This window comes from Vreelandella sp. ssv, assembly GCF_059448525.1.
This window is the reverse complement of the sequence record NZ_CM182545.1, coordinates 1,888,601-1,912,131: the sequence shown is the minus strand read 5'-3', so window position 1 is coordinate 1,912,131 and position 23,531 is coordinate 1,888,601. Positions and strand designations below refer to the sequence as shown.

Genomic DNA, 23,531 nt, shown 5'->3' with positions numbered 1-23,531 from the left:
CTCAAGCATCAGCCGATACCATCCATGATTAACCGAATACCTAGCAAGATCAGTAGGCAAAGTATCACTCGAAAAAACAGCTCACCATCAACGCGTTTCTGAATAATCAACCCCAACCTGACACCTAACCACGCAACTGGCATCAGTAATAGCGCTATTGTCAGGTTATCGATACTCACCAAGCCCAGCAGAGTATAAGGCACCAGCTTCACCAGGTTGGTAATTGCCAGAAAGACCACAGCCGTCCCTAAAAATTGCTGTTTCGTCAGTTGGCATTGCAACAAGTAAAAGTTTAGCGGTGGTCCACCTGTGTGGGCAATAAAACTAGTAAACCCTGCCACCCCACCGCACAGACGCCCAACCCAGCTAGGCAGCCGCTTTCCGCGCAGCGGCTTAAATAATCCCCAGAGGCCAAACAGCACTGAAAAAATACCCAACAGTAGTTTCAATAGAGCTTCATCAAACCAGCCATAGGTGAAATAGCCTATCCCAACACCCAGCACTGCAGGTGGAAACATCAGCCACAATAAACGATCAACTCGCTGTCGCCACCACGCTTTCAGGCTAAAAACATCCATTACGATCAACAGCGGCAGCATCACCGCCACCGCAAATGTTGGGCTCGCCTTTAGTGAGATCAACGGCACGGCCACAACACCCACTCCACCCGCAAACCCTGACTTGGAAATACCAGTGAGCAGCACCGCAATAATCATTAGCGCCACGAATACCCAGTCAACAACCATTTCAAAGCCTCATTAATAGTGAGCCGCGGCCCCTCTCGACAAGAGCGAAAAGGGGGCCATGACAGTCACGGCCCCCTTTCGTTGGGTCAGCATGCAAGCGTTAGTTATGCGCTTTTCATAGGACTTTTTTATAGGACTTTGCACACTTCATCGAAGGAGAAGCGATCGCCACGAGGGAATAATGCGCTAGCATCGCCATAGCCTAAATTACACAGAAAATTGCTCTTCACCTTGCCATCCGGGAAGAACTCTTCATCCACGGCCGCATTGTTGAAGCCAGACATCGGGCCAGCATCCAGGCCAAGTGCGCGCGCCGCTAAAATGAGATAACCGCCCTGAATGGAGCTATTGCGGAACGCTGTGGAGTTAATAAAGTCCGGCTTGCCCTCGAACAGCGATTTAGCATCTTTGTTATGGGCAAACATACGCGGTAAGTGTTCATAGAACTCGGTGTCGAAACCGAGTACAGCAACAACAGGCGCCTTCATGGTTTTTTCCTGGTTGCCCGGCAACAATGCTGGTTTCAGACGCTCTTTTGCTTCATCTGTGGTGAGGAAGATAATGCGCGCTGGCTGGCAGTTCATAGAGGTCGGGCCAAAATGCATCACCTCGTAGAGTTCACGCAGGGTTTCCTCGCTTACCTCACGGTCCTGCCAGACGTTGTGGGTACGTGCTTCAGTGAATAACGTCGCAATCGCGTTTTGATCAATTTTACTCATATCATTTCCTCTTTCGGGATCACCAACTCAGTACGAGCCAGTCATTCAGGGTGTGACATTCAGGCCGTCTTTAAGCCGAAGTCGTAGTGAAAGTAGCGGTAAGGCGTTTCCATCTGCCGACCATCAGGTGCCAGCCCTGCTGGCTGCTGAACAAACTCCTTGACCAGTGAATCTTTCACGCCAAATACTGCATCAGAATCGAGGTAGGGATCGTTCTCAGCAAAGATTTGGGTGACCAGCGTTTCGTACCCCGGTGCCATCAACATGAAATGCACATGGGCAGGCCGATAAGGATGACGCCCAGTGATTTCGAGCATTTTGCCGACGGGCCCGTCAGTTGGAATCGGATAAGGCGAGGGCGTCACCGTCCAGAAAGCGTAATGGCCCTGGCTGTCAGTGTGAAAGCGAGCGCGCAGTGACGCACTTTCAAGCTCAGGCTTCTGGACGTCATAAAAGCCTTCACTGTCGGACTGCCAAACATCAATGGTGACATTGGCCAAAGGCTTGCCCTGGGCATCATGCACGTTGCCCTCGATGAATAACGGCTCACCTTCCACGCCCCAGTTAATGGCGTCGCCTTGGTTTGCTTGGGGAGGGTTTTCAACATAAAAAGGGCCCAACACCGTGCTTTCGGTAATCTTGGGATCACTGCTTGCGTGGTTAATGGCATCTACTAGCATGGTCACCCCAAGGGTGTCAGACAGCAGGATGAACTCCTGGCGTTCGTCATCACACATTTGCCCCGCACGGGTGAGAAATTCAATTGCCTGAGTCCACTCCTTCTCAGTAGGCTTCACCTCGCGCAAATAGGCATGCAAGTGTTCTACCAAGCCATTAAGCAGCGTTTTAAGCCGTTCATCATTGCAGCTGGAAAATTCGTCAATCACCGCTGCGGTTATGTTGTCGGTTGTTAAGTTACGCATGTGTTTGCCCTCTCTGCTGAGCTGGCGTAGGTTCACCTAACCCTGAAAGGCGCTCGGTATGATGTACGGTGGCAATATAGTCATCATCGCCGTGACCTGTTGCGATGAGCGCGGTATAGGCCTCTCGCATTTGCGCTGCCAGTGGCGTTGATACCCCTGAGCCATGGGCACAATCGAGAATGAGATCTAGATCTTTGGCCATCTGGGCGGCGGAGAACGTCGACGTAAAGTCGCGTTGAGAAAGCGGTGGCACCTTGTACTTCACCATCGGTGAACCCACCGCACTGTCAGAGATAAGCTCTAACATAGCGTTCCATTCTATGTTGCCTTTACGCGCCAGCGTCAGCGCCTCACTCATCATTCCGGCACTCACGGCAATCATCAGGTTGATCGCCAGTTTGGCCACTCGGGCCTGCTCTTCATCGCCCAGCCAATACTGCGCCTTGGTAAAGGCATCAAACACGGGTTTTGCCGTTGCCAGTGCTTCGCGTGGACCAGACACCATCGCTGATAGCGTGCCAGCCTCTGCTGCCACTGGATTGCCTGAGACGGGGCTGCGCAGATATTTAATACCCTGAGTCTTTGCCGCTTCAGCGACGCGGGCCGAGGCGTCAACACTCACCGTGCTCGTCTCGATCAAGATACTGCCGTGCATCATGTGACGTACCAGCTCACCCGACGTTAGGCAAAGATTAATCAACGCACGGTCATCAGGGATAGAAACAAACACCAAGCCGCAGTCAGCCACTGCACTGGCCAGCTGTTGATGGGGCGTAATCCCTATTTTTTCAGCGAGGGCGAGGCGTTCAGCTGAAAGATCAAACCCTTGAACGGCAGTCCCTGATTGAATAATCCTGGCGGCCATAGGTAAGCCCAACTTACCCAAACCGACCCAAGCCACTTTCGGGGTCGAATGGTGCGTCGTAGAATTAGTTGTCATGAGGTTGCCTCCTGTGTCCATTGCGCTTCACGCGCCAGCAATTCGGCGTAAATTCGGTGGCCAGACTTGGCAAGCTCAGCAATTCCCTGTTCGGTCTCTATCAGCAGACGGCCGCCGCGTTTTTTGAACTGCCCCGCCACCATGACGCTGTCGACGTTGGCAAGGCTGGTTTGCATAATGACCGTAGAAACGGGGTCGTTCACAGGCTGCATATTGAGCTGGTTGCTATCCAACAGCACCAAGTCAGCCTGTTTGCCTGGGGTTAGGCTGCCAATGCGGTCGCCAAGCCCGAGGGCTTTTGCCCCATCCAGGGTGATCCAGCCCAGCGCTTCACGGGTGGTAATGGTCGAGGTGTCGGGGATCTTGCCCTGCTCACGGCGCGAGGCATCATTATCCAGGGCGCGCTGCATCCCCAGGGCGGCACGGGCTACGCTGAACATGTCACCAGACAGGACGGACTCAAGGTCAACCCCCAGCGAGACCACGCCGCCGTGCTGCCGAACCAGTCCGGTCACCGGAAAACCGTGACCTTGGGTCATCTCATTTTCCGGTGCCACCGAAAACGTCACGCCGCTGGCGCAGAACCGAGACATCTGGCCATCGTCCAGGCTCTGGCCATGAACAATGTTGATGTCTGGCCCCAGCAAACCGCGTGCTTCCACCTCGTCCCAGGCGCCGGGTGCCACGGCTTCGCCGCCGCCCTGATGCATCGACGCAACCAGGCCAAACTCCTTGGCCAAGGCAAAGTCTCGCAGGGTGACGTCCAGGGTTGAGTAATGAGGCCCAAGAATAGCCATCCCCAGGGTAATCAGGCCCTCAGGGTCAGACAGCTCGCCCCCCAGCAGCCGCTCGATTTCATGGCGCGGGTGTGGGATTTCACTAAAGTGCGGCTGACCTGGTTTGGGGTCGGGTTTGGGCGAGCCATGCATAAACAGCGCCCGAATTCCAGATTCCTTTAATCCCCAAACGGCAGCGTCTGTGTGTTCGGGGGTGGGGTTGTTATGGCACCAGTCACCCAGCGTGGTGGTACCGCAATTAAGCTGATTAATCGCACCCATGCGGGTTGCAATGTAAATATCATTCGGCGTGAATAGTGCTGCCAATCCACGATGCACGTGGCTGAAATACTCAAGCAGCGTCCAGTTAGCGGCAACGCCACGTAGTCCGGTCTGCCAGGTATGCATATGGGCATTCACCAGCCCAGGAATAAGGATGCCTCCGCCACAGTCAATGACCTCGGCGTTTTGTGCCTTAGAGTCATCTGTCAGTTCATGGCCCACCGCGACAATACGATCATCCTCAACCAGTACCTGGCCGTCGCTTAGATTACCTAACTTAGGATCCATGGTAACGATAGTGGCGTTGACAAACAGTGTGTTCATTGCACACCCCCACTATCTGTTTGCGGCCGATGCCCCGACTGGGCATCACTTAACAAGCGGTGGATCCCTTTGGCCTCGACGTCACGTGGATTCCAGTAAGGGTTGCGAGTAGCAATTTCAGTGGCCCGCTCAACATCTTCCACACTAAACCCTAATTCGGAGAGCGCACTCGGCGCACCGACGGCCCGTCCCAGGTCGTAAAGACCCGCCGCCGCATCTTCACAACCTAGCGCACGACTAATGCGGGCCATCGCCTCAGGCACAGCAGGCGCGTTATAAGCCAGCGCATGAGGTAGCACAATGGTGTGCGTTTCTGCATGGGGCAAGTTGAAGGAGCCACCTAAGGTATGACAAAGCTTGTGATGCAAAGACATGCCTACCGACCCAAGGCAAGTACCGCACAGCCAAGCGCCATACAGTGCATCAGAGCGAGCTTCAGTATTGGTAGTGTCGCTGGCAATCACGGGCAGACTCCTCGCCAACGCCGCGATGCCCTCCTCTGCCATCAGCGTGATCACCGGATTGCAGTCCCGGGCATAAAGCGCTTCTACCGCATGGGCAATCGCGTTAATACCACTCGTCCCCGACATCACTGCGGGTAGCGTTAAGGTAAGATCAACGTCATAAATTACTGTTTCCGGCAAGACATCCAGGGTGCGTTGAGTGGTCTTGATACCATCGCGGGTCTCCCCCAAGATCGGCGTCATTTCGGAGCCGGCATAGGTGGTGGGAATAGCGATTTGAGGCAAGCCAGTGCGCAATGCAATGGCTTTACCCAATCCAATGGTCGATCCACCACCAATGGAAACCGTGCAATCCACGTTAAGCTCTTTCACCACTTGCAAGGCGCGCTCGGTCACCTCCACCGGCGTATGCATGACGGCGTCAGCGTAAATGCCAGCACCCTTTTCACCCAGCTGCTCTAGTACACGGCTTGCCTGCTCGTGCTGCTGGGGTGTTGCTAACACCAGAGCGCGCGAACAGCCGAGATGCGCTAGTTCTTCACTTAGTTGCAAGAGAGTGCCACGGCCAAACACCACGCGGGATGGCAGGCCATCATAAACAAAAGGTTGCATGGAACATTCCCTCTACGTTTGAAGTGGTCTTTATGCGCTCTTGTCAGAGCGCACCAGTCGCTACGCGGCGAACTAACTCGCCTGCGCCTGCTTACCCATTCCGGTAATCGCTTGCACTAGCTCATCCTCGCTGACGTTGTCACCATCAAACTCAGCGGTAACGCGGCCGTCATACATAGCGATAATGCGATTACTCAAACCCAGTACTTCCGGCATCTCGGAAGAAATCACCAGCACGGCGTAGCCCGATTTGGCTAAATCTTTAACCAAGGTGTGAATTTCCGATTTGGACCCCACATCAATGCCCCGGGTAGGCTCATCCAGAATGAGTAATTTAGGATGCGTATGCAGCCACTTGCCGATGACGATCTTCTGCTGATTCCCACCACTTAAATTGCCTACCTTTTGGCGCCAGCTGGGCGTTTTTATTTTCATTGCCTGGTGATACTTGTCGTAAACTTCGCGCTCTTTCGAACTCGTCATAAACCCCATTGACGACACACTAGAAAGACTTGCCAGCGTCATGTTGTCACGACAATTCATCCCCAAAATCAGCCCTTGGTCCTTGCGATCTTCTGGGACTAAAGCAACGCCATTGACGACTGCATCATGGGAGTTACGAAAACTCACTACCTCTCCATCCAACACGACCTCGCCAGCAGAAGGCGTTCGCAATCCGAAGATCGTTTCTGCCACTTCAGAACGGCCCGCGCCTACTAGGCCATACATGCCGACAATCTCACCCTTGCGAACGTTAAAGCTGACATTCTCAAAGACTCGCTTCACTGAGAGGTTGCGCACTTCCAGCAGGTTGTCGCCGAAATCACTGGGTTTATTGGCATGATCGAGTTCCAAACTACGACCGATCATCATGCGGGTAATCTCGTCCTCATTGGTGTCTGCTGTATTGACGGTGCCGGTGTACTCACCGTCTCGCAGCACGGAAATACGATGAGAGAGCTGGAAAATCTCGTCCATGCGATGGGAGATATAAACAATCCCCACGCCTTGCTCACACAGCGAATTAATCACGCCGTAGAGCACTGGTTTTTCGTGATCGGTGAGCGATGCTGTAGGCTCATCAAACACTACGACTCGCGGTGTAAACGCTAGCGCCCGTCCAATCTCAACCATCTGTTTTTTAGCAATCGACAGCGACCCCACCAAGTCATCGTGCTGAAAACCGCACTTGAGCGTCTCAAGAATCTTATTGGTATCCTCGCGCAGCTTGCGCCAGTCCACACGGTTGAACGACTTTCTTGGCAGGCTGCCCAGAAAGATGTTTTCGGCCACCGTCACTTCAGGCACCAACGACTGCTCCTGATGGATCAGGACTACCCCTGCACGCTTAGCATGTTTAGGATTTTCGAAGGCCATCTCCTCGCCACCGAGGATGATCTTGCCTTCATTCGCTTGGTGCTTACCGGCCAATACTTTCATCAAGGTCGATTTACCCGCGCCGTTTTCGCCAAGCAAGGCATGTACCTCGCCGGGACGAACGTCGAAATCCACGCTGTTGAGTGCCACTACACCGGGGAAGCGCTTGGTAATGCCTTTGAGCTTAAGTATCGGCGCGGCTTCAACCGGCCGACGTGACTGGATGGGAGCATTCATATCCGCACCTCCTTGGTTGAAGGCGCATTGAGTTTCTTGTCGATAATCAATACCGATATGAGGATCGCGCCTAGAATCACTAGCACATAGAAAGCAGGTACCTGCATTAAATTCATGCCATTACGCAGGATACCGATGGCAAGTACACCACCTAGAGTGCCAATAATGCTGCCGTAGCCTCCAGTCAATTTGGTGCCACCTAAAACAACTGCAGTAATCACCCAGAGTTCGTAGTCACGCCCCAAATTCGGTGTCGCGGCGCCCATCTGACTGGCAAGCATCACGCCCGCCAGTGCAGCAAAGAAGCCAACAATAATGAAATTGATCATCATATGGCGGCCCAACCGAATCCCTGCATCAATCGAGGCTTCTGGGTTTCCGCCCACTGCAAAGGTGTTACGGCCATGACCGGTTCGCGTTAGCACTAGATGCATGATCAATGTGCAGATCAGGAAGATAATTGCCAATACCGGAAAAGGTCCGATGGTACTGGTACCAAAATCAGAGAAGGCGAAATTCATTGCATAAAACGACTGCTCGCTGGTGTATAGAAAGATCAGCCCCCTTATGCCCAGCATGGCCCCTAGGGTCACGATGAAAGCATTTACACCGGTCTTCCATACAATCAGGCCATTAATCGCACCCAGCAATATCCCCGATCCGAGTGCTGCAAGAATCGCCAGTGTCATGCTGATTTCTTGCAAACCTACCGCAAGCGAAGCGGCGAGCCCTAGAATCGCCCCCACGGATAAATCGATGTTGCCGTTGATCATTACTAACGTCATGCCCAGTGCGATCAAGCCGATGGTGGAAGTCTGTACCAAAATGTTGGTGATATTGCCGAACGACAGGAAGTACTCCGACATAAAACTGAAGAAAATAAAGAGAGCGATGACAAACACCCAGATCGGCTGGATATTCGTTCTGCCACGGAAGAACCCTTTAATTGAAGTCATATCGCATTCCTCCGTTTATGAGTGAGTCGTGAACAAGCTCTTACGCTTGTTAGCGAGATCCAACCATACGGCCAGAATGATGATTACCCAGGTCACGATCCACTGGATGTAATACGGGTAGCCCATCAGCAACAGGCCATTCTGAATAAAGCCCAAGATCAGCACGCCGACCACGGTTTTCCAGATACTGCCTGCGCCACCCAATAAGCTAGTGCCACCGAGAATGATGCCGGCCAGTACCAGCAGCTCATAACCTTGGCCAACATTGTTTTGGGAACCCATGACCCGGGAGCCAAGTACAAGTGCCGCACATGCCACACAGAACGCTGAAATCAGATAGGTACTGAACACGCACCAGTTCTTACGAATACCGGAGTAAACAGCGGCCATCGGATTACCACCTACAGCAAAGATGCGTCGCCCATATCCTGTGTAGCTCATCACCACTTGCACCAGAATGGCCAGCAAACCAAACAGCAGGATAGGAACTGCAATCCCCCCTAAATAGCCACGTCCAAAGAAGGCGAACCACGTCCCCTCCTGGTCGGTAATGTCAACGTTCTGACCACCGCTATAAATCAGCACAAACCCTTGAATCGCTGACAACATAGCCAACGTGACAATGAGCGAATTAAGGCGTAGAAAACCGATCAAAATGCCATTCACAGCACCGATCATCAGTGTTAATGCAAACATCATGAGAATCGCATTTGTGGGGCCAATCTTGTCGTGTAAACCCACCACCAAAACTGTCGAGAACGACAGCATCGACCCCACCGAAAGATCCAGATTGCCGCCAATGATCACCACCGTGACACCGACTGCGATGATGCCAATAATTGATGCCTGGCGAACCACGGTCATGATGTTCGACTGGGAGAGAAACTGCTCAGAAAAGAACGAAAAAACGAACATGCCGAGCAGGAAAAAAATGAGAATCCCCTGAGCCGATAGAAAACTCATTACGCCTGCCTTGCTAAGCTTTCCTGTCGGCAGCCAGGATTTTGATTGTTCTGCGGAAGCCATGCTAATCACCTGTATATAATCACTTCGGAAAACACCGGTTAGCGCAATGGACAAGCGTGTCATCCATTGACGCTGACCGAGCACTCCGGCGCAGGAACCCTGCCTTCAGGCGCATGCTGTCCTGGAGTCAACAAACTAAGCGCCTATCGCTCCAGGAGCATGCGTGATCTCAGAAAACGGGACGGTCAAACTCACTGATATTGTCAGCGGTGATTTTGGGTGTCTCAAAGAAGTTCATTTTTGGCACTTCTTCGCCAGCTAACACATCCAGGGCCGTTTGTAGTGCGGCTTCCGCATCATCGACAGGTGACTGATAGATAGAACCGTAATATTCACCACGCTCGATCGCGTCGTAACCAACGGCGAAATTAGTGGCACCAATGAAGACAATGTCATCGGCTCGGTCAGCACCTTTTGCTGCATTCAGTGCACCAACCCCCATGTTGTCATCGCCAGAATAGACACCATCAATACGGTCATATTTGGTTAGAAAATCTTCCATCACCCGCTGAGCACGCTCACGGTTCCAGTTGCCAGGCTGCGTTTCAAGCAGCTCGACACCAGGACATGCTTCGGCAAGACGGTCCTCGAAACCGGACGCACGCTCCATAGCAGTGGTATAACCCGGCTGGCCAGCAATCTGCACGATCTGCCCCTCGCCTCCCAGGGCATCACACATCATTTCCGCAGACGACTTACCTTGCTGGACATTATCTGGGCCAGAGAAGGCGGCGATGTACTCAAGTCCCGCTTCAGCAATTTTAGAGTTAGTGACAATCACCGGAATACCGGCATTATGTGCTTGGCGTATAGCAGGAATAACGGCCTGCCCGTTGGTTGGCCAGATTATGATGGCGTCGACACGCTGCTGAATAAGATCCTGCATCTGGCCAATCTGACGAGCGACATCACCACCGGCATCTAACACCACAATATCGACGTTGCCTGCCTTTTCAGCGGCAGCTTCAAACGCACTTTCATAAGTCGTTTGATAACTATCAACACCGACATTGTTTTGGGTAATACCAATGCGATAAGTGTCTTCGGCCTGCGCCGTCGTGATCGACATTATAATGACCGACGCGGCAATAGCGGTTTTCTTGAACATTACGTTTCTCCTAGCGTTTTTTAATAATTGTTCTTCAGCCTGCAGACTATGCAAGCCTGGGTTTCGAGCTTACTGCTGGGCTTTATTTCGGCACAATGTGAGGGAATAACAGAAATGACCAAATTGGTTTTTTTAATATGTTCCTTCCTAAACATGCTAATGCTAGAGAGGAGAGGTCAACCGGATTATGAGCATGATATGGGCATGAATTGTTCAGCGTGCTCTTTTTGACATCCAGCACCGCGTTATTCGCTTTGAAAAGCGATTCCAAGGCACCGTTGATGCGGCCAGCGTTTATCCATTGGAGGGGCAAGCTTTAATTTTGGTTAATACGGCAAACGGCCGAGCATGAAATGAGGGGCTCAGCGCATCGAATAATGTTACAAGGAGTAGCCATCTTGTGATGGCTAGGCTATACATCTCATGAAGAGCAGCACATACGCCTGTCAAAATGAAACCAGGAGGTTCGCATGAAAAAAGGGATAATGATGGCAGCCGCTAACTGGCTGCGTAAGCCAGAAAACCAACAGAAAGCCAAGTCCGCGTGGGACAAGTTTCGTGATCGAAATTCATCGAAACAAGCAACACAGGAAACGCCACATAATACAAATGAGCGGCGTTCTGGCAACAATCATGATGATCGACCTTAACCCCCAGGCACTGGTTAAATAGTTGGTTAGCATTTAAAAAATCCGCAGCATCTAAACCATTAATACATTATTAAAGCCCCGCCGGACGACCGGCAGGGCTTTATGCACGTAACTAAGAAACAAAATTTTATACAACTTGCTACAAACTAAGTCACTTAATCCTTAGTTTCAGAATAAAGTTCCAAGTAGCGGTTCTTGGAAGGAAGCAAATGCTGACGACATAGGTCAGTCAGGCGTGCCCGATCTTCGTCGCGTATGGCGTCAATCATCAGTTGGTGTTCATTCCTGGCTTGCGCTAGAGCATCGCGATCTGTAATCGCGATGAAGCGGATGCCATGAGCCTTCTGGGCAAACTCGTTAATAGTAGCGTAAAGATAGTCATTCCCGCAGGCTTTGAATAAGGTACGGTGAAAAGCGATGTTCATATGGAACACCTGTCTAAGGTCGTGTGCATTCACAGCTTCACTGTGGCGTCGATGAACCTCTTCAAGCTCTGTTAACCATTCCTGCGGAGCTGGCAGTGGTAGCCTACTCACGGCTGCTAGTTCGAGTATCTCACGCATAGCGTAGATTTCCTCGACCTCTTCCGGGGGATAACTCCGGACGAAAGCACCACGATTTTTGATGCGCTCAGTCAACCCGATGGTATCGAGCTGGAAGAGAGCCTGACGAACAACGTGTCGCTTGCAGTCGAAGCGCTCCATCATGGCCTCTTCGACCAGCCGCTCACGTGGATGCAGGCGACCGAGAACGATGTCCTCTTCTATAGCGGCCACAATGTCATCGACACCATATGTGGAGCTAGAGGTTGGAGTCTCGGTGCTGCTCGTAGAGAGCGGCTGGGCGGTTCGGTTCATGATCGCTTTCTCAGCAGCATTCAATGCAGTGCATAGGGATAATAAGTGTAACAAACTCGCTTTCAGGCTTCATGCTGTCTCGGTATCCGGCACGTAGGTTCTGGACGGCAAGCGCGAAAATCGCAGCCCTCCTCGGCTTGAAGGATTTGTTCCATAAACAGACGTCGATAGCCCAGCAGTGGTGCCCCAGCCTCCTCACTCTTAAAGGCTTGGCGTCGAGCATCGAGCTCTTTGTTATCTACTTCAAGGTTCAACTGATTATTAGCAACATCCAGCGATATGAAATCGCCATCGCGTACCAACCCTAGCGGGCCGCCCTCAGCGGATTCAGGAGAGACGTGAAGCACGATAGTGCCTGCCGCGGTGCCACTCATGCGTCCATCGGATATGCGAACCATATCTTTGATACCTTGAGCGGCGAGCTTCTTGGGAATCGGGATGTAGCCCGCTTCGGGCATACCCGGTGCTCCCTTAGGCCCAATGTTCTGTAGCACTAGCACGTCATCAGCTTGGACATCTAAATCGGGGTCGTCGATGCGGTTAGCCAAGTCCTCTAGACCGGTAAATACCACAGCGCGTCCACGGTGTGTCATAAGTTCGGCCGAGGCGGCTGACTGTTTAATAATGGCACCGGAGGGTGCCAAGTTACCGCGCAACACTGCTATGCCGCCCTGCGCATAGACTGGGCTGTTTTTGGGTCGCACAACCTTCTGGTCGATGAGATGAACGGCAGCATCAATGTTCTCACCTAAGGTATGGCCGTTAATGGTCATCGCATTCAGGTGCAGTAACGGTTTTAGCTCACGTAGCAAGGTGGGCAAACCGCCCGCCCGATGAAGATCCTCCATATATCCTTCTCCCGATGGTTTGAGATCTACCAGAACGGGGGTTTCCTGGCTCATTCGGTCAAATGCCTCAAGATCAATATCGATGCCCAACCGCCCTGCGATAGCGGTTAGATGAATCAATGCATTGGTGGAGCCGCCTAAGGATAGAAGTACGCGCAGGGCATTCTCAAAAGCTTCAGGAGTAAGAATTTGATCAGGCGTAACGCCTGCGTGTGCAAGTGCAACCGCCTGCGCGCCTGACTGTTCGGCGATGCGTTGCCGATCGGCATAGACGGCCGGAGCGGTGGCACTGTTGGGTAACATGATACCCAGAGTCTCAGCTAAGCAGGCCATGGTGCTTGCGGTGCCCATTACTGAGCAAGTGCCCACGGTGGGAACCAGTTTGTCGTTAACTTCATTAATTTCCGCTTCGTCGATGTCCTTACCGCGGTAGGAAGCCCAGTAACGTCGGCAATCGGTGCAGGCACCAACGCGCGTACCGCGATGTGAGCCAGCGAGCATGGGTCCGGTGACGACTTGGACTGTCGGAACACCGGCGCTAGCGGCGGCCATCAGCTGTGCTGGTACGGTCTTATCACAACCGCCGATCAGCACCACGGCATCCATCGGCTGGGCACGAATCATCTCCTCCGTATCCAATGCCATAAGGTTACGCAGGTACATGCTGGTGGGGTTAGCGAAAGATTCATGGAGGGTAATGGTAGGGAAGTCCACCGGTAGCCCGCCAGCGAGCATCACCCCTCGTTTTACGCTCTCGACCAGCCCTGGAACGTTGCCATGACAAGCATTGTAGCCGCTGTAGGTATTGGCGATACCAATGACCGGACGCGAGAGCGCATCATCCGTATAACCCATGCCCTTGATGAAGGCCTTGCGCAGAAAGAGCGAAAATTCTGCATCACCATAGTTGGTTAGTCGATTGGACATGCCCAAGGTAGGGCCTTCAGATGTCGATTCATGACGCTCATTGCCGTTGCTATTGTTTTTAAAGTTCTGGCTCATTGCGGTTTCCTCTATTTTGTTCGCGGTTTCTCGGAGGGGTCCGTAAATACTGTTCTTGATCATCAGGCTAGGCGGTATAAATCTAGCTGGCAAGATTATTAATAATATTATTGACAATATTATTGATATGCAACTACGTTGGATAGTGCAAGCACGCCTTGCGCAACCATGTGCATCACAATGACAAACAGCACTTGAGGAAATGACAATGCAAATACGTAGCATTTACACAGCGTCCCTACTATCCGCACTGATGCTTTCAGGAGCCGCTCAGGCGGAGTATTCAGCAGCCGATGAAATCAAGGTGCTTCAAGGGTTCAAGGCAGGTGGAGGCAGCGATACCTTGGCTCAGTTGACCCAACCATTTTTGCGAGAATCCCTGGGTGTGGAATTTATTAATGAATACATTCCTGGTGCTACAGGTGCGATTGCCTGGACCCGGCTAACCCAACAATCACCGAATGATGGCAGCGTCATCAGCATTACCAATACACCCATGTTGATGACCAACTACATAATGAATGACGCCATCCACTACTCGATAGATGAACTAACGCCGATCGCCAACGTAGTCACTGATCCGGGCATCATCGTTGTGCCGGAAGACAGTCCCTATCAAACAGTGGAAGATTTTCTCGCTGCTGCAGAGGAACGCCCTGGTCAGATTACGGTGGCAAATTCAGGCGTCGGCGGAGATGACTTTTTCTCAACCATTATGATAGAGAAGGCAACGGGGCTGTCCTTTCAAAAAGTCCCTTTCCAGGGCGATGGACCCTCCGCGACAGCAGCCTTGGGAAGCAAGGTCGACGCCAGTTTCAATAACCTTGGTAATGTCTATGGTCATATTCAGTCGGGCAGCCTGCGCCCACTAGCCGTATTCACCAACGAGCGTCTGGATATCCTGCCTGATGTACCCACCATGATTGAGAAAGATATTAACGTCGTGGCTGGCTCTTCACGCGGTTACAGCGCCCCAGCAGGCATACCAGATGAAGCACGCGATGAGCTTATTGCTGCCTTTGAAGCCCTAAAAGATAACGAGGAGTTCCAGCAGACGGCTCAGGAACGTGCCATGAATCTCGACATCCAGACCGGTGACGACTACGGCCAAATGATGCAGGACATGGAAGGCCAATTCGAAGAGATCTGGGCTGATGTCAAAGATGAGGTCAACCAGTAAGTCGCTTAACCGGCAGAGGGAAATGGCGAATCGACAAAGGGGTATGAAATGAACATAAGTCGTCTGGTCTTGGGTTTTTTTGCCATTGGCATTGCAGCGACCTTTTATATTACTGCGATGGGCTATCCCGCTAAGGCGGCGAACATGCCCCTTATCTATTCGGTTGTTGTGGCCTTATTAGGAGCGGCGATGGTGGGTCAGGAGGTATTTAGTATCCGGCGGCATCGCCATATGTCGGCTGATGGAGCAGCAACCTCTACTCATAATCCCCTTTCGGAGGAGGCAACCGTGAACGGTCAAGCTAGGCGCCGTAAGCCATGGAAGGCCATGCTGACCTTCCTGCTGGCCGCGGCCTACCTTTATAGCATTTCGATATTGGGGTACTTGATCGCCACTGTTGGCTTCATGGTCGTAGCATTGGCGATGATAGGGCATGTTTCATGGCGCTTCGCCGCCATAGGCATTGTGCTGCTGATCACGGTGGTATGTGCGGTTTTCATCGGCTTTCTGGGCCTACCTGTCCCCCTATTGCCGCCCCAGTTTTCCTCATAACTACAATTAGAGCACTTCTTTTCCCCGGTTCGTATTGCTTAGCAAGTAACGACAACGTGCTGGGGATGGGTGCCTGACGCAGGCTTCTGGAGTCTAGTCATATGGATAATCTTGTTCTGGTGGGCCTGACCAACGTCATGTCGTTCACCAACATTGCCCTGATCCTGGGCGGTACCCTCCTGGGGCTGTTCGTGGGTGCCATGCCGGGGCTCTCAGCGACAATGGCGCTGGCGCTGCTATTACCCCTCACCTTTGGTATGGATCCAGCTTCAGGTCTCAGCATGCTGGCCTCGCTCTATGTGGGTGCCTCCTACGGTGGCTCAATCGCCGCCATTTTATTGAAGACGCCCGGCACCCCCTCGGCTGCGGCGACAGTACTCGATGGATTCCCGCTATCGCAACAGGGCCAGGCCGGGAGAGCCTTAGGTGTGTCGCTCTTCGCTTCTTTTATCGGTGGCCTGCTGAGCGGCATCGCATTGCTCACTGCAGCACCTTTGCTTGGCGTATTGGTGCTCAAGTTCGGCCCTATCGAGCTGTTTGCGATCGCCGTATTGGGCATCACCATCATTGGCTCTTTATCACAAGGTTCGGTAATCAGTGGTCTGCTCTCGGGCACCTTGGGTCTACTGTTGAGCACGGTAGGCATGGATCTGATCACCGGCACGCCACGGATGACTTTCGATGTCATTAACTTATTCTCGGGTATCGAGTTTACCGTAGCGCTTATCGGTCTGTTCTCGATCCCGCAGGCGTTGATATTGATCGAGAATGCCCATGGTGCACAGAAGGTGGCAAGTAAGATCACAGACAGATTGATTCCACCTCTCGCTGAGATTCGCCGCTTGTTACCCAATATCCTCCGTTCCAGTGGCATCGGCATCATCACCGGCCTAATTCCGGGTACCGGCGGTGATACTGCCAGTTGGTTCGCTTACAACGAAGCCAAACGCTTTGCCAAAGATAAGAGTCGCTTTGGCAAAGGGGACATCGCTGGGGTGGCGGCACCTGAAGCGGCCAACAATGCGGTAGTGGGCGGTGCTTTGATACCCACTATTGCCTTAGGCATTCCTGGCAGTTCCTCTACCGCCATACTGCTCGGTGCGCTAATGGTCCAGGGTATTCTACCAGGGCCTAACCTGCTCACAGACTATGGAGATGTCACTTATACCCTTATCTGGGCGGTGATTTTTGCCAACATTGGACTACTGCTAGTGGGTCTGCTGTTTACTCGACTCTGCGTAAGTGTGACACGTGTACCAGACAGCTTTGTGGCTTGCTCGATCATTACGCTGTGCGTGATTGGCGCCTTTGCTATCAACAACAGCTTGTTTGAGGTTGGGCTGATGCTGGGCTTCGGTCTGTTTGGCTATTGGATGAATAAAGCAGGTGTGTCACCAGCACCGATGGTAATCGGTTTGATTCTCGGCCCAGTCATGGAGACCAGTTACCAGCAATCGATGCTAATCGGGCAAGGCAACTTGAGCATCTTTTTGACCAGCCCTATCGCTGTCGTGCTTCTATGCATTGCCGCCCTCTCAGTACTCCAAGCGACACCCTTCTTCCGCTGGGTGCGAGCTGCAATGCGCCCACGTACTCAGACAGAATAACCCCACTCTTAATTCGAGGCTTCATCATGACAACGATAACCGAAGTGCGTGCTCGAACGGTCAATGTACCGCTGGATAACCCCACTAGCTTTTCTAATCGTCAGGTACTCAAGCGCGATTACGTGCTCGTCGAAGTGGTGGGAGATGATGGCCATATAGGCATTGGATTTTGCTATGGCGGCAACAATGCTGGCTCGCTAGTGGCCAATGCAGTAAGGGAATTGCTGTCGCCAGTGCTATTGGGGGCTGACGCTCATGCGACTGAAGCACTGTGGCAGGCAATGTACCAGGAATCGCTGCTGCATGGTCGCAGCGGTTCAGTGATGCGTGCCATCAGTATTTTGGATACCGCGCTGTGGGACCGTAACGCCCGGGCGGCGAAACTTCCTCTCTATAAATATTTGGGCGCCAGCGATACCCACAGCGTGCCGGCTTATGCCAGTGGGGGCTACTATCTGGACGGCAAAACGCCCGCGATGCTTGGCGAAGAGATGGCAGGCTACGTGTCAAAAGGTTTCACCTCGGTAAAGATGAAAGTGGGACGAGAAGACCTAGCAGGAGAGGAAACTCGCTTGGCGGCGGTTCGCGAGGCGGTGGGCCCAGATGTACAAGTAATGATGGATGCCAACAACGCCTGGCGGGACCTGCCGTCGGCATTAGCCTTTATGCGCATGGCAGAACCTTATAATCCGTTCTGGATCGAGGAGCCCTTTAGCCCTGATGACATCGACAACCATCGCCGCTTAGCGGAGCGCACCCCAGTTCCGGTTGCCACCGGCGAAATTGAAGCAGGTCGTTGGCGTTTCAAGGAGCTGCTGGACAAAGAAGCAGCCATGATTTTGCAGACTGATGCGGCGGTTTGTGGGGGTATCACCGAGTTTCGGCGTATAGCCGCAACGGCTGCCAGCTATGGAGTGGATATTTATCCGCACTGGTTCCACGACTTGCATATCCACTTGGTGGCATCGGCGCCTAACGTAAAAATGGTCGAGTTCTTTGCCGATGATCAAGTGCTTAATTTTAGGCGCCTTGTGGATACACAGCTGGAGTTTGCCAACGGGCAACTGCTACTGCCCACCAAGCCTGGGCTTGGCTTCAGCTTTGATAAGGCTACGCTTGAGCGCTACGCCATCGAGCCTTGGCACTAATTGAATAATTAGGAGAAAAAATTATGCCGCAATCAAACGGCGACGTCTGGTCACCTGTCATTACACCCTTTGGCGCCGACTTGGCGCCGGATACCCAATGTTTTGTGGCCCACTGCCAGTGGTTGGCTTCGAGTGGTGTCGGGCTGGCCGTTTTCGGCACCAATTCCGAGGCAAATTCGATGACAGTGACTGAAAAGCAGACACTGTTAACTGCGCTAGTGGATGGCGGTATCGATCCCGCCAGAATGATGCCCGGCACAGGGAGCTGTACAATTGATGACTGCGTGGCGCTGACACGCAAGGCGGTCGAAGCTGGCTGTGCCGGTGTACTGATGCTACCGCCCTTCTACTATAAGGGCGTTAGCGACGAAGGCTTGTTTCGCTACTACAGTGAGGTGATCAACCGCGTCGCAAATTCCCGTTTGCGGATCTACCTCTACCATATCCCCCCTGTGACTCAAGTGCCGCTCTCGCTTGAGCTGATCGAGCGTTTGCGCGACGCCTTCCCTGGCATTATTGCCGGTATCAAGGACAGCGGCGGTGACTGGGCCCACACCCAAGCGTTAACTGAGCGCTTTGCCGGGCAGGATTTTGCCGTATATGCGGGCAGCGAGCGGTTCTTGCTGGATACCCTGCGAGCGGGCGGTGCTGGCTGCATCAGCGCCACTGCCAACGTCAATCCGGCGGCTATCGTTGAGTTGGCCCGGCATTGGCAAGCGGACGATGCCGACGACAATCAAAAGCGCCTCAATGTTATACGCGACCTGTTTGAAAAGTACCCCCTGATCCCTGCCATGAAGGCGGCAACAGCTTACTTCTCAGGAAAAGACGTTTGGCGGAGCGTGCGCCCGCCTTTAGTGGAACTGGAAGAGCAGCGTGCGTCTGAACTCGTGTCTGCGCTTAAAGCGACAGGATTTCAGATGGAAGGCGTAGGCGAGGCGAGTCATGGCTAAGCAAACGAAAAAATGGCGTATCGTTGCCGCACGGCGGCTCAGTGAGGGCCAGCGTGGGGCGCTTTCCGAGATTGCCGATGTCGACTACTTCGAGGATGTGAACGAGTCAAACCGCGCTGATTTTATGGCAGCGCTTTCCAAGGCCCATGGAGTGATTGGCGGTAAGCTGGAACTCAACGAGGCAATGCTAACCGAAGCGCCTGAGCTTCAAGTGGTCTCCACCATTTCAGTGGGCTATGACCACTTGCCTCTTGAGGCACTTAACCGGCGCGGCATTCTTCTCTGCAATACGCCCGATGTGCTGACGGAAACCACCGCCGATACGGCATTTGCGTTAATCATGGCGACCCAACGTCGGCTGGTCGAACTAGCCAACCTTGTCCGCGATGGTGGCTGGCAGGCACATATTGGTGCTGAGTACTTCGGAGTGGATGTACATAGCAAAACCCTGGGTATTATTGGAGCAGGTCGCATTGGTGCAGCGATTGCCCGACGTGGGGCATTGGGTTTCGGCATGCCCATCCTCTACACAGCCGCTTCACCCAAGCCTGCGCTTGAACAGCAGCTAGGGGCACAAAGACGAGAGCTAAATGACCTGTTAGCCGAAGCGGATATCGTCTGCATTAGCGTGCCCTACAACAACGATACGCATCACTTAATAGACGCCCATGCCCTAGCACGCATGAAACCCACGGCGGCCCTAATCAATATAGCGAGAGGCAAGGTGGTCGATGAACCAGCGCTGATTGAGGCACTCCGCATTGGCGGAATCCGCGCAGCGGGGCTTGACGTCTTCACCGAAGAACCTCTTCCAGCCAATTCGCCCCTGGTTGCCATGAAGAATGTGGTAACGACACCGCACATCGGTTCAGCGACCCATGAAACCCGTGAGGCCATGGCTCAGTTGGCAGTCGATAACCTACTGGGAGCACTAACCGGTAGCGGCCCACTCAGTCCTGTCAACGAAAGCAGATGGCTTCGGGTTGCTGCTGACGCCAAGGAGGCATGATGCGCCGACGTCTAGACCATATTTTAAGCCTTGATGATTTCGAGCGAGCCGCTCGCCGACATTTACCGCGACCGTTATTTGGGTACGTGGCGAGCGTCGCTGAAGACGGAGTCACTGCCCGATCTAGCCATGAAGCCTTCGATAACTATGCATTTCTCCCTCGGGCGTTGGTGAATGTCTCTGGCGTATCGACTGAAACCGAACTCTTTGGACGCCGCTATGCCTACCCTTTCGGTATAGCACCCATGGGCATTAGCGCCCTAACTGCCTATCGGGGTGACCAGGTGCTTGCGCAAGCAGCATCAGACAGCGGCATCCCCATGATTGTCAGTGGTACATCGCTGATACCAATGGAAAATCTTTCGGGAGCAAAAGGCTCGGATTGGTTTCAGGCTTACCTTCCCGGAACTCCGGAGGAGATCGACGTCCTGCTGACACGCATCGAGCAGGCCGGATTTACCAACTTGGTGATCACTGTGGACTACGCCGTGCCGCCGAATCCCGAAAATCATCGTCGCGCAGGCTTCTCCTCTCCGCTACGTCCCAACCTACGATTAGCCTGGGATGGTTTATTGCGACCACGGTGGCTATTTGGGACTTTCTTTAGGACATTGTGGCACCACGGTGTTCCGCACTTCGAAAATAATGCGGCGACACGTGGCGTGCCGGTACTGGCAAAGAACGTCAACCGTGATTTTTCGGGCCGTCGGCATCTTGATTGGTCGACGCTTGATCAGGTTCGGGCACGGTGGAAAGGAAATCTAGTGGTAAAAGGTATTCTGCACCCGGACGATGCACGGCGTGCTGTCAGCGCGGGTGCCGATGGTTTAATCGTCTCCAACCATGGCGGCCGACAGCTTGATGCCACCGTACCCCCGCTGACCATGCTGCCAGAAGTTCTGGAGGCGGTCGCTGGAGCAGTGCCTGTGATGATTGACGGTAGCTTTCGACGCGGCAGCCAGGTTCTCAAAGCACTGGCGTTGGGGGCAAATTTCGTGTTTCTTGGTCGCCCCTTCAACTATGCAGCCAGTATTGGTGGCGAAGCCGGTGTAAAGAAGGCAGTTATGCTGCTGGGTAGCGAAGTAGAACGCAATATGGCGCTGCTTGGTGTAACAGGCGTGGAGGAATTGACCACCGACGTGTTACGGACACATTGATATCGTCTGTCCAACAAAAAATCTTCAAGCGACGAATATCACCGCGAATTTTTCAAAACAAAAACGGCCACTATAGCAATTTGCTAAGTGACCGTTTTATATGTTCTTGGTCGGAGCGACAGGATTCGAACCTGCGACCTTTGCAACCCCATTCCATCTACACCAAATTTAAGTAGAAACCACCCTATACAAGTAGAAACAAGAATAAACATTAACATATTGAAAAATATAGAAATTAATCATGAATCATAGTTTTCTCGTTGTTTCCCACCGTACCCCATTATATTCTGCTTCTGCTACCTATTTGCTACCTAGAAAATAAGAGGCTAAGCATGGCAACCTCGGAAAAAATGAAGTTAACCGAACAAGTGCTTAAGGAGCTAACCCAGAAGCCGCCGAGCGCAAATGTCTTCGATACTGATTTGGCTGGTTACCATGTAAGGCCGAGCAAACGTGGTTTAACCTTCCGCTTGTTTTATCGCACTAAGACCGGTAAACAGCGCATTCTTACAATTGGACGCTATGGCATATTGACAGCGGCTCAGGCGCGCGAAAATGCTAATAATGCGCTAGCTGCCGTGGCCCTAGGTGGCGACCCGCGTGAGTTGCTAGAAGAAGCCAAAGCAGAGGAACAGCGCCAGCAAGAACAAACGCTGCGAGCATACCTAGATGGCCCCTACACTGCTTACCAGAATCGCAAGAAGGATGGCAAAGGAACTTTGCGCCGAATCCAAAAGGATTTTTCTGAATGGTTAGATAAACCCATGAGCAGCCTCACTCGTGCGGAGGTTGAACGCTGGCAAGCTCGTCAAGAAACTAAAGAAAAACCACTGGCCTTTAACAGTCTCAAGCGTTCTTTCGACGCAATGCACGCCATGTTGATGCACGCTACCGAGCGCAAGGTTATACCCGCCAACCCACTTACGGGCATAAAACTACAGAAGCCAGCGATGAATGACGACGATATGGCTGAGCAAGCGTCACAGCGTCGCTACCTAGAAAATGATGAAGCTGAAGCACTATTTACTGGCTTAGAAGCCTATCAAGAAATGAAGCGAGAGCAGCGTCGCCGCAGTCGAGCCCATGGGAAATCATACCTCCCCGACCTGGATGGCTTAGTGTATGTTGATCACGTTAAGCCATGGATTTTGACAATGTATTATACCGGCTTTAGGCCCGGCGATATAACTGGCCTACGCTGGGAGCACGTCAATCTCACCTTTGGCACGATCCGAAAGGTGATAGAAAAAACGGCGCATCATCACCCTGAGCCAATGTCTTTCCCTTTATCTTCAGCCGCCCTAAACATATTGGCTATCTGGCACAAGCAGATAGGCGAACCAAAAACAGGCTTGGTATTCCCCTCGCATCGCAATGGGAAGCGAATGGACAAAACCGCCATGCAAAAGCCGTGGACAAATGTACGCAAACTCGCCGGACTAGCCGACGACTTGCTGCTATACAGTTTGCGGCATAACTTCGCGAGCCAGTTAGTAATGGCTGGTATCGATTTGCTGACAGTTTCTAAGCTAATGGCTCATTCCGATATTCAAACAACCATCCAGTACTATGCTCACTTGCGACCTGATCATGCCCGCGATGCTGTGGAGGTATTCGTTAAACAAGGCCCACGTCAGCAGGATGCTGATGATACTTTGGAAATAGCTCAGATGAAGCCAAGGTGTATTAACTGAATAATATGAATACAATCATTTACTTAGTATCTCTTTGAATTGCTTAGGTATCCGGACACTTCGAGCCTCAGTATAAGGCTTCAACTTGTCCAGATACCTTGGGCTATTCATGACGATGGAAGTACAACGAAGAAAGACCGAAGAAGAGACTTGGAGGGCGGACACCGTCAGCCTATGCCGAGTCAATGGCGGTAAAACACGATAAAGTTATTTCTGACTCTAAACCCGGATGCTACTGAAGATGGGGATGACGTCGCTCAAGCTAATAAATTACTAGATGCCGTTTATTAATCGTTAACAACTTTTCTCAGAATTCAGGAAAACAGGCGGCTGACGTAATGCTTTAGTCTTAATTTTCTATCATACTCCCCCATACCGAACAGA

Annotated in this window: 21 protein-coding genes; 9 read left to right on the top strand and 12 right to left on the bottom strand. The window is 52.5% G+C overall.

Going from position 1 to position 23,531, the window contains the following annotated elements; all coding sequences use genetic code 11:
• Positions 1 to 8: 8 nt before the first annotated feature.
• The 10 genes from AC5TBW_RS08760 to AC5TBW_RS08715 form a co-directional block, all read right to left on the bottom strand.
• A complete protein-coding gene (locus tag AC5TBW_RS08760) occupies positions 9 to 746 on the bottom strand; it encodes a sulfite exporter TauE/SafE family protein (RefSeq protein WP_495511682.1) in 738 nt (245 codons plus the stop codon).
• A gap of 128 nt (positions 747 to 874) precedes the next feature.
• Entirely contained in the window at positions 875 to 1,465 is a 591-nt protein-coding gene (locus AC5TBW_RS08755; protein ID WP_495511681.1) for a malonic semialdehyde reductase, read from the bottom strand.
• Between the two features lie 59 nt (positions 1,466 to 1,524).
• Positions 1,525 to 2,388 carry an intradiol ring-cleavage dioxygenase gene (locus AC5TBW_RS08750; RefSeq protein ID WP_495511680.1) on the bottom strand — a complete coding sequence of 288 codons (864 nt, stop codon included), beginning with the start codon at positions 2,386 to 2,388 and terminating at the stop codon, positions 1,525 to 1,527.
• Complete coding sequence (locus AC5TBW_RS08745) at positions 2,381 to 3,328, bottom strand: NAD(P)-dependent oxidoreductase (RefSeq protein WP_495511679.1); 948 nt, start codon at positions 3,326 to 3,328, stop codon at positions 2,381 to 2,383. The genes AC5TBW_RS08750 and AC5TBW_RS08745 overlap by 8 nt, the downstream gene beginning before the upstream one ends.
• Positions 3,325 to 4,710: an amidohydrolase family protein gene (locus AC5TBW_RS08740; RefSeq protein ID WP_495511678.1), complete on the bottom strand. Its 1,386-nt coding sequence runs from the start codon at positions 4,708 to 4,710 to the stop codon at positions 3,325 to 3,327. The genes AC5TBW_RS08745 and AC5TBW_RS08740 overlap by 4 nt, the downstream gene beginning before the upstream one ends.
• Positions 4,707 to 5,786 carry a maleylacetate reductase gene (locus AC5TBW_RS08735; RefSeq protein WP_495511677.1) on the bottom strand — a complete coding sequence of 360 codons (1,080 nt, stop codon included), beginning with the start codon at positions 5,784 to 5,786 and terminating at the stop codon, positions 4,707 to 4,709. Before AC5TBW_RS08735 ends, AC5TBW_RS08740 begins: the two co-directional genes overlap by 4 nt.
• Before the next feature lie 72 nt (positions 5,787 to 5,858).
• Positions 5,859 to 7,400: a sugar ABC transporter ATP-binding protein gene (locus AC5TBW_RS08730; protein ID WP_495511676.1), complete on the bottom strand. Its 1,542-nt coding sequence runs from the start codon at positions 7,398 to 7,400 to the stop codon at positions 5,859 to 5,861.
• The gene (locus AC5TBW_RS08725; protein WP_495511675.1) at positions 7,397 to 8,356 is read right to left on the bottom strand and encodes an ABC transporter permease; all 960 of its coding nucleotides are present in this window, start codon (positions 8,354 to 8,356) and stop codon (positions 7,397 to 7,399) included. Before AC5TBW_RS08725 ends, AC5TBW_RS08730 begins: the two co-directional genes overlap by 4 nt.
• Before the next feature lie 15 nt (positions 8,357 to 8,371).
• On the bottom strand, positions 8,372 to 9,382 hold the full coding sequence (locus tag AC5TBW_RS08720; protein WP_495511674.1) for an ABC transporter permease: 1,011 nt from the start codon (positions 9,380 to 9,382) through the stop codon (positions 8,372 to 8,374).
• Between the two features lie 169 nt (positions 9,383 to 9,551).
• Positions 9,552 to 10,490, bottom strand: coding sequence for a sugar ABC transporter substrate-binding protein (locus tag AC5TBW_RS08715; protein ID WP_495511673.1), 939 nt, complete (start codon positions 10,488 to 10,490; stop codon positions 9,552 to 9,554).
• 470 nt (positions 10,491 to 10,960) lie between these two features.
• Here AC5TBW_RS08715 and AC5TBW_RS08710 point away from each other — a divergent pair, with 470 nt between their 5' ends.
• The gene (locus tag AC5TBW_RS08710) at positions 10,961 to 11,140 is read left to right on the top strand and encodes a hypothetical protein (RefSeq protein WP_495511672.1); all 180 of its coding nucleotides are present in this window, start codon (positions 10,961 to 10,963) and stop codon (positions 11,138 to 11,140) included.
• Positions 11,141 to 11,295: 155 nt separating this feature from the next.
• Here the strand turns inward: AC5TBW_RS08710 and AC5TBW_RS08705 are convergent, their stop codons facing one another.
• Both AC5TBW_RS08705 and AC5TBW_RS08700 read right to left on the bottom strand, forming a co-directional pair.
• Positions 11,296 to 11,997: a GntR family transcriptional regulator gene (locus AC5TBW_RS08705; RefSeq protein WP_495511671.1), complete on the bottom strand. Its 702-nt coding sequence runs from the start codon at positions 11,995 to 11,997 to the stop codon at positions 11,296 to 11,298.
• A gap of 62 nt (positions 11,998 to 12,059) precedes the next feature.
• Positions 12,060 to 13,847 (bottom strand): IlvD/Edd family dehydratase, encoded by a 1,788-nt coding sequence (locus tag AC5TBW_RS08700; RefSeq protein WP_495511670.1) that lies wholly within the window; start codon positions 13,845 to 13,847, stop codon positions 12,060 to 12,062.
• 208 nt (positions 13,848 to 14,055) lie between these two features.
• Here AC5TBW_RS08700 and AC5TBW_RS08695 point away from each other — a divergent pair, with 208 nt between their 5' ends.
• The 8 genes from AC5TBW_RS08695 to AC5TBW_RS08660 all read left to right on the top strand — a co-directional run bounded on the left by AC5TBW_RS08695 (position 14,056) and on the right by AC5TBW_RS08660 (position 23,147).
• Positions 14,056 to 15,027: a tripartite tricarboxylate transporter substrate binding protein gene (locus AC5TBW_RS08695; RefSeq protein WP_280106700.1), complete on the top strand. Its 972-nt coding sequence runs from the start codon at positions 14,056 to 14,058 to the stop codon at positions 15,025 to 15,027.
• Positions 15,028 to 15,075: 48 nt separating this feature from the next.
• Complete coding sequence (locus tag AC5TBW_RS08690; protein WP_495511669.1) at positions 15,076 to 15,579, top strand: tripartite tricarboxylate transporter TctB family protein; 504 nt, start codon at positions 15,076 to 15,078, stop codon at positions 15,577 to 15,579.
• Positions 15,580 to 15,680: 101 nt separating this feature from the next.
• Complete coding sequence (locus AC5TBW_RS08685; RefSeq protein WP_495511668.1) at positions 15,681 to 17,186, top strand: tripartite tricarboxylate transporter permease; 1,506 nt, start codon at positions 15,681 to 15,683, stop codon at positions 17,184 to 17,186.
• Positions 17,187 to 17,212: 26 nt separating this feature from the next.
• On the top strand, positions 17,213 to 18,334 hold the full coding sequence (locus AC5TBW_RS08680; RefSeq protein WP_495511667.1) for a mandelate racemase/muconate lactonizing enzyme family protein: 1,122 nt from the start codon (positions 17,213 to 17,215) through the stop codon (positions 18,332 to 18,334).
• A 23-nt stretch (positions 18,335 to 18,357) separates the two neighbouring features.
• Positions 18,358 to 19,287, top strand: a complete 930-nt coding sequence (locus AC5TBW_RS08675) for a dihydrodipicolinate synthase family protein (protein ID WP_495511666.1) — start codon at positions 18,358 to 18,360, stop codon at positions 19,285 to 19,287.
• Entirely contained in the window at positions 19,280 to 20,296 is a 1,017-nt protein-coding gene (locus tag AC5TBW_RS08670) for a 2-hydroxyacid dehydrogenase (protein ID WP_495511665.1), read from the top strand. The genes AC5TBW_RS08675 and AC5TBW_RS08670 overlap by 8 nt, the downstream gene beginning before the upstream one ends.
• On the top strand, positions 20,296 to 21,453 hold the full coding sequence (locus AC5TBW_RS08665; protein WP_495511664.1) for an alpha-hydroxy acid oxidase: 1,158 nt from the start codon (positions 20,296 to 20,298) through the stop codon (positions 21,451 to 21,453). The genes AC5TBW_RS08670 and AC5TBW_RS08665 overlap by 1 nt, the downstream gene beginning before the upstream one ends.
• Positions 21,454 to 21,785: 332 nt before the next feature.
• On the top strand, positions 21,786 to 23,147 hold the full coding sequence (locus tag AC5TBW_RS08660) for a site-specific integrase (RefSeq protein WP_495511663.1): 1,362 nt from the start codon (positions 21,786 to 21,788) through the stop codon (positions 23,145 to 23,147).
• Positions 23,148 to 23,531: the final 384 nt, after the last annotated feature.

Bases quoted from the DNA above. Each gene is read 5' to 3' on its own strand.
- AC5TBW_RS08755 (WP_495511681.1), bottom strand. From the start codon at position 1,465: ATGAGTAAAATTGATCAAAACGCGATTGCGACGTTATTCACTGAAGCA.
- AC5TBW_RS08730 (WP_495511676.1), bottom strand. From the start codon at position 7,400: ATGAATGCTCCCATCCAGTCACGTCGGCCGGTTGAAGCCGCGCCGATA.
- AC5TBW_RS08660 (WP_495511663.1), top strand. From the start codon at position 21,786: ATGGCAACCTCGGAAAAAATGAAGTTAACCGAACAAGTGCTTAAGGAG.
- AC5TBW_RS08750 (WP_495511680.1), bottom strand. From the start codon at position 2,388: ATGCGTAACTTAACAACCGACAACATAACCGCAGCGGTGATTGACGAA.
- AC5TBW_RS08725 (WP_495511675.1), bottom strand. From the start codon at position 8,356: ATGACTTCAATTAAAGGGTTCTTCCGTGGCAGAACGAATATCCAGCCG.
- AC5TBW_RS08685 (WP_495511668.1), top strand. From the start codon at position 15,681: ATGGATAATCTTGTTCTGGTGGGCCTGACCAACGTCATGTCGTTCACC.
- AC5TBW_RS08735 (WP_495511677.1), bottom strand. From the start codon at position 5,786: ATGCAACCTTTTGTTTATGATGGCCTGCCATCCCGCGTGGTGTTTGGC.
- AC5TBW_RS08670 (WP_495511665.1), top strand. From the start codon at position 19,280: ATGGCTAAGCAAACGAAAAAATGGCGTATCGTTGCCGCACGGCGGCTC.
- AC5TBW_RS08705 (WP_495511671.1), bottom strand. From the start codon at position 11,997: ATGAACCGAACCGCCCAGCCGCTCTCTACGAGCAGCACCGAGACTCCA.
- AC5TBW_RS08715 (WP_495511673.1), bottom strand. From the start codon at position 10,490: ATGTTCAAGAAAACCGCTATTGCCGCGTCGGTCATTATAATGTCGATC.
- AC5TBW_RS08665 (WP_495511664.1), top strand. From the start codon at position 20,296: ATGCGCCGACGTCTAGACCATATTTTAAGCCTTGATGATTTCGAGCGA.
- AC5TBW_RS08675 (WP_495511666.1), top strand. From the start codon at position 18,358: ATGCCGCAATCAAACGGCGACGTCTGGTCACCTGTCATTACACCCTTT.
- AC5TBW_RS08700 (WP_495511670.1), bottom strand. From the start codon at position 13,847: ATGAGCCAGAACTTTAAAAACAATAGCAACGGCAATGAGCGTCATGAA.
- AC5TBW_RS08680 (WP_495511667.1), top strand. From the start codon at position 17,213: ATGACAACGATAACCGAAGTGCGTGCTCGAACGGTCAATGTACCGCTG.
- AC5TBW_RS08720 (WP_495511674.1), bottom strand. From the start codon at position 9,382: ATGGCTTCCGCAGAACAATCAAAATCCTGGCTGCCGACAGGAAAGCTT.
- AC5TBW_RS08745 (WP_495511679.1), bottom strand. From the start codon at position 3,328: ATGACAACTAATTCTACGACGCACCATTCGACCCCGAAAGTGGCTTGG.
- AC5TBW_RS08690 (WP_495511669.1), top strand. From the start codon at position 15,076: ATGAACATAAGTCGTCTGGTCTTGGGTTTTTTTGCCATTGGCATTGCA.
- AC5TBW_RS08695 (WP_280106700.1), top strand. From the start codon at position 14,056: ATGCAAATACGTAGCATTTACACAGCGTCCCTACTATCCGCACTGATG.
- AC5TBW_RS08710 (WP_495511672.1), top strand. From the start codon at position 10,961: ATGAAAAAAGGGATAATGATGGCAGCCGCTAACTGGCTGCGTAAGCCA.
- AC5TBW_RS08760 (WP_495511682.1), bottom strand. From the start codon at position 746: ATGGTTGTTGACTGGGTATTCGTGGCGCTAATGATTATTGCGGTGCTG.
- AC5TBW_RS08740 (WP_495511678.1), bottom strand. From the start codon at position 4,710: ATGAACACACTGTTTGTCAACGCCACTATCGTTACCATGGATCCTAAG.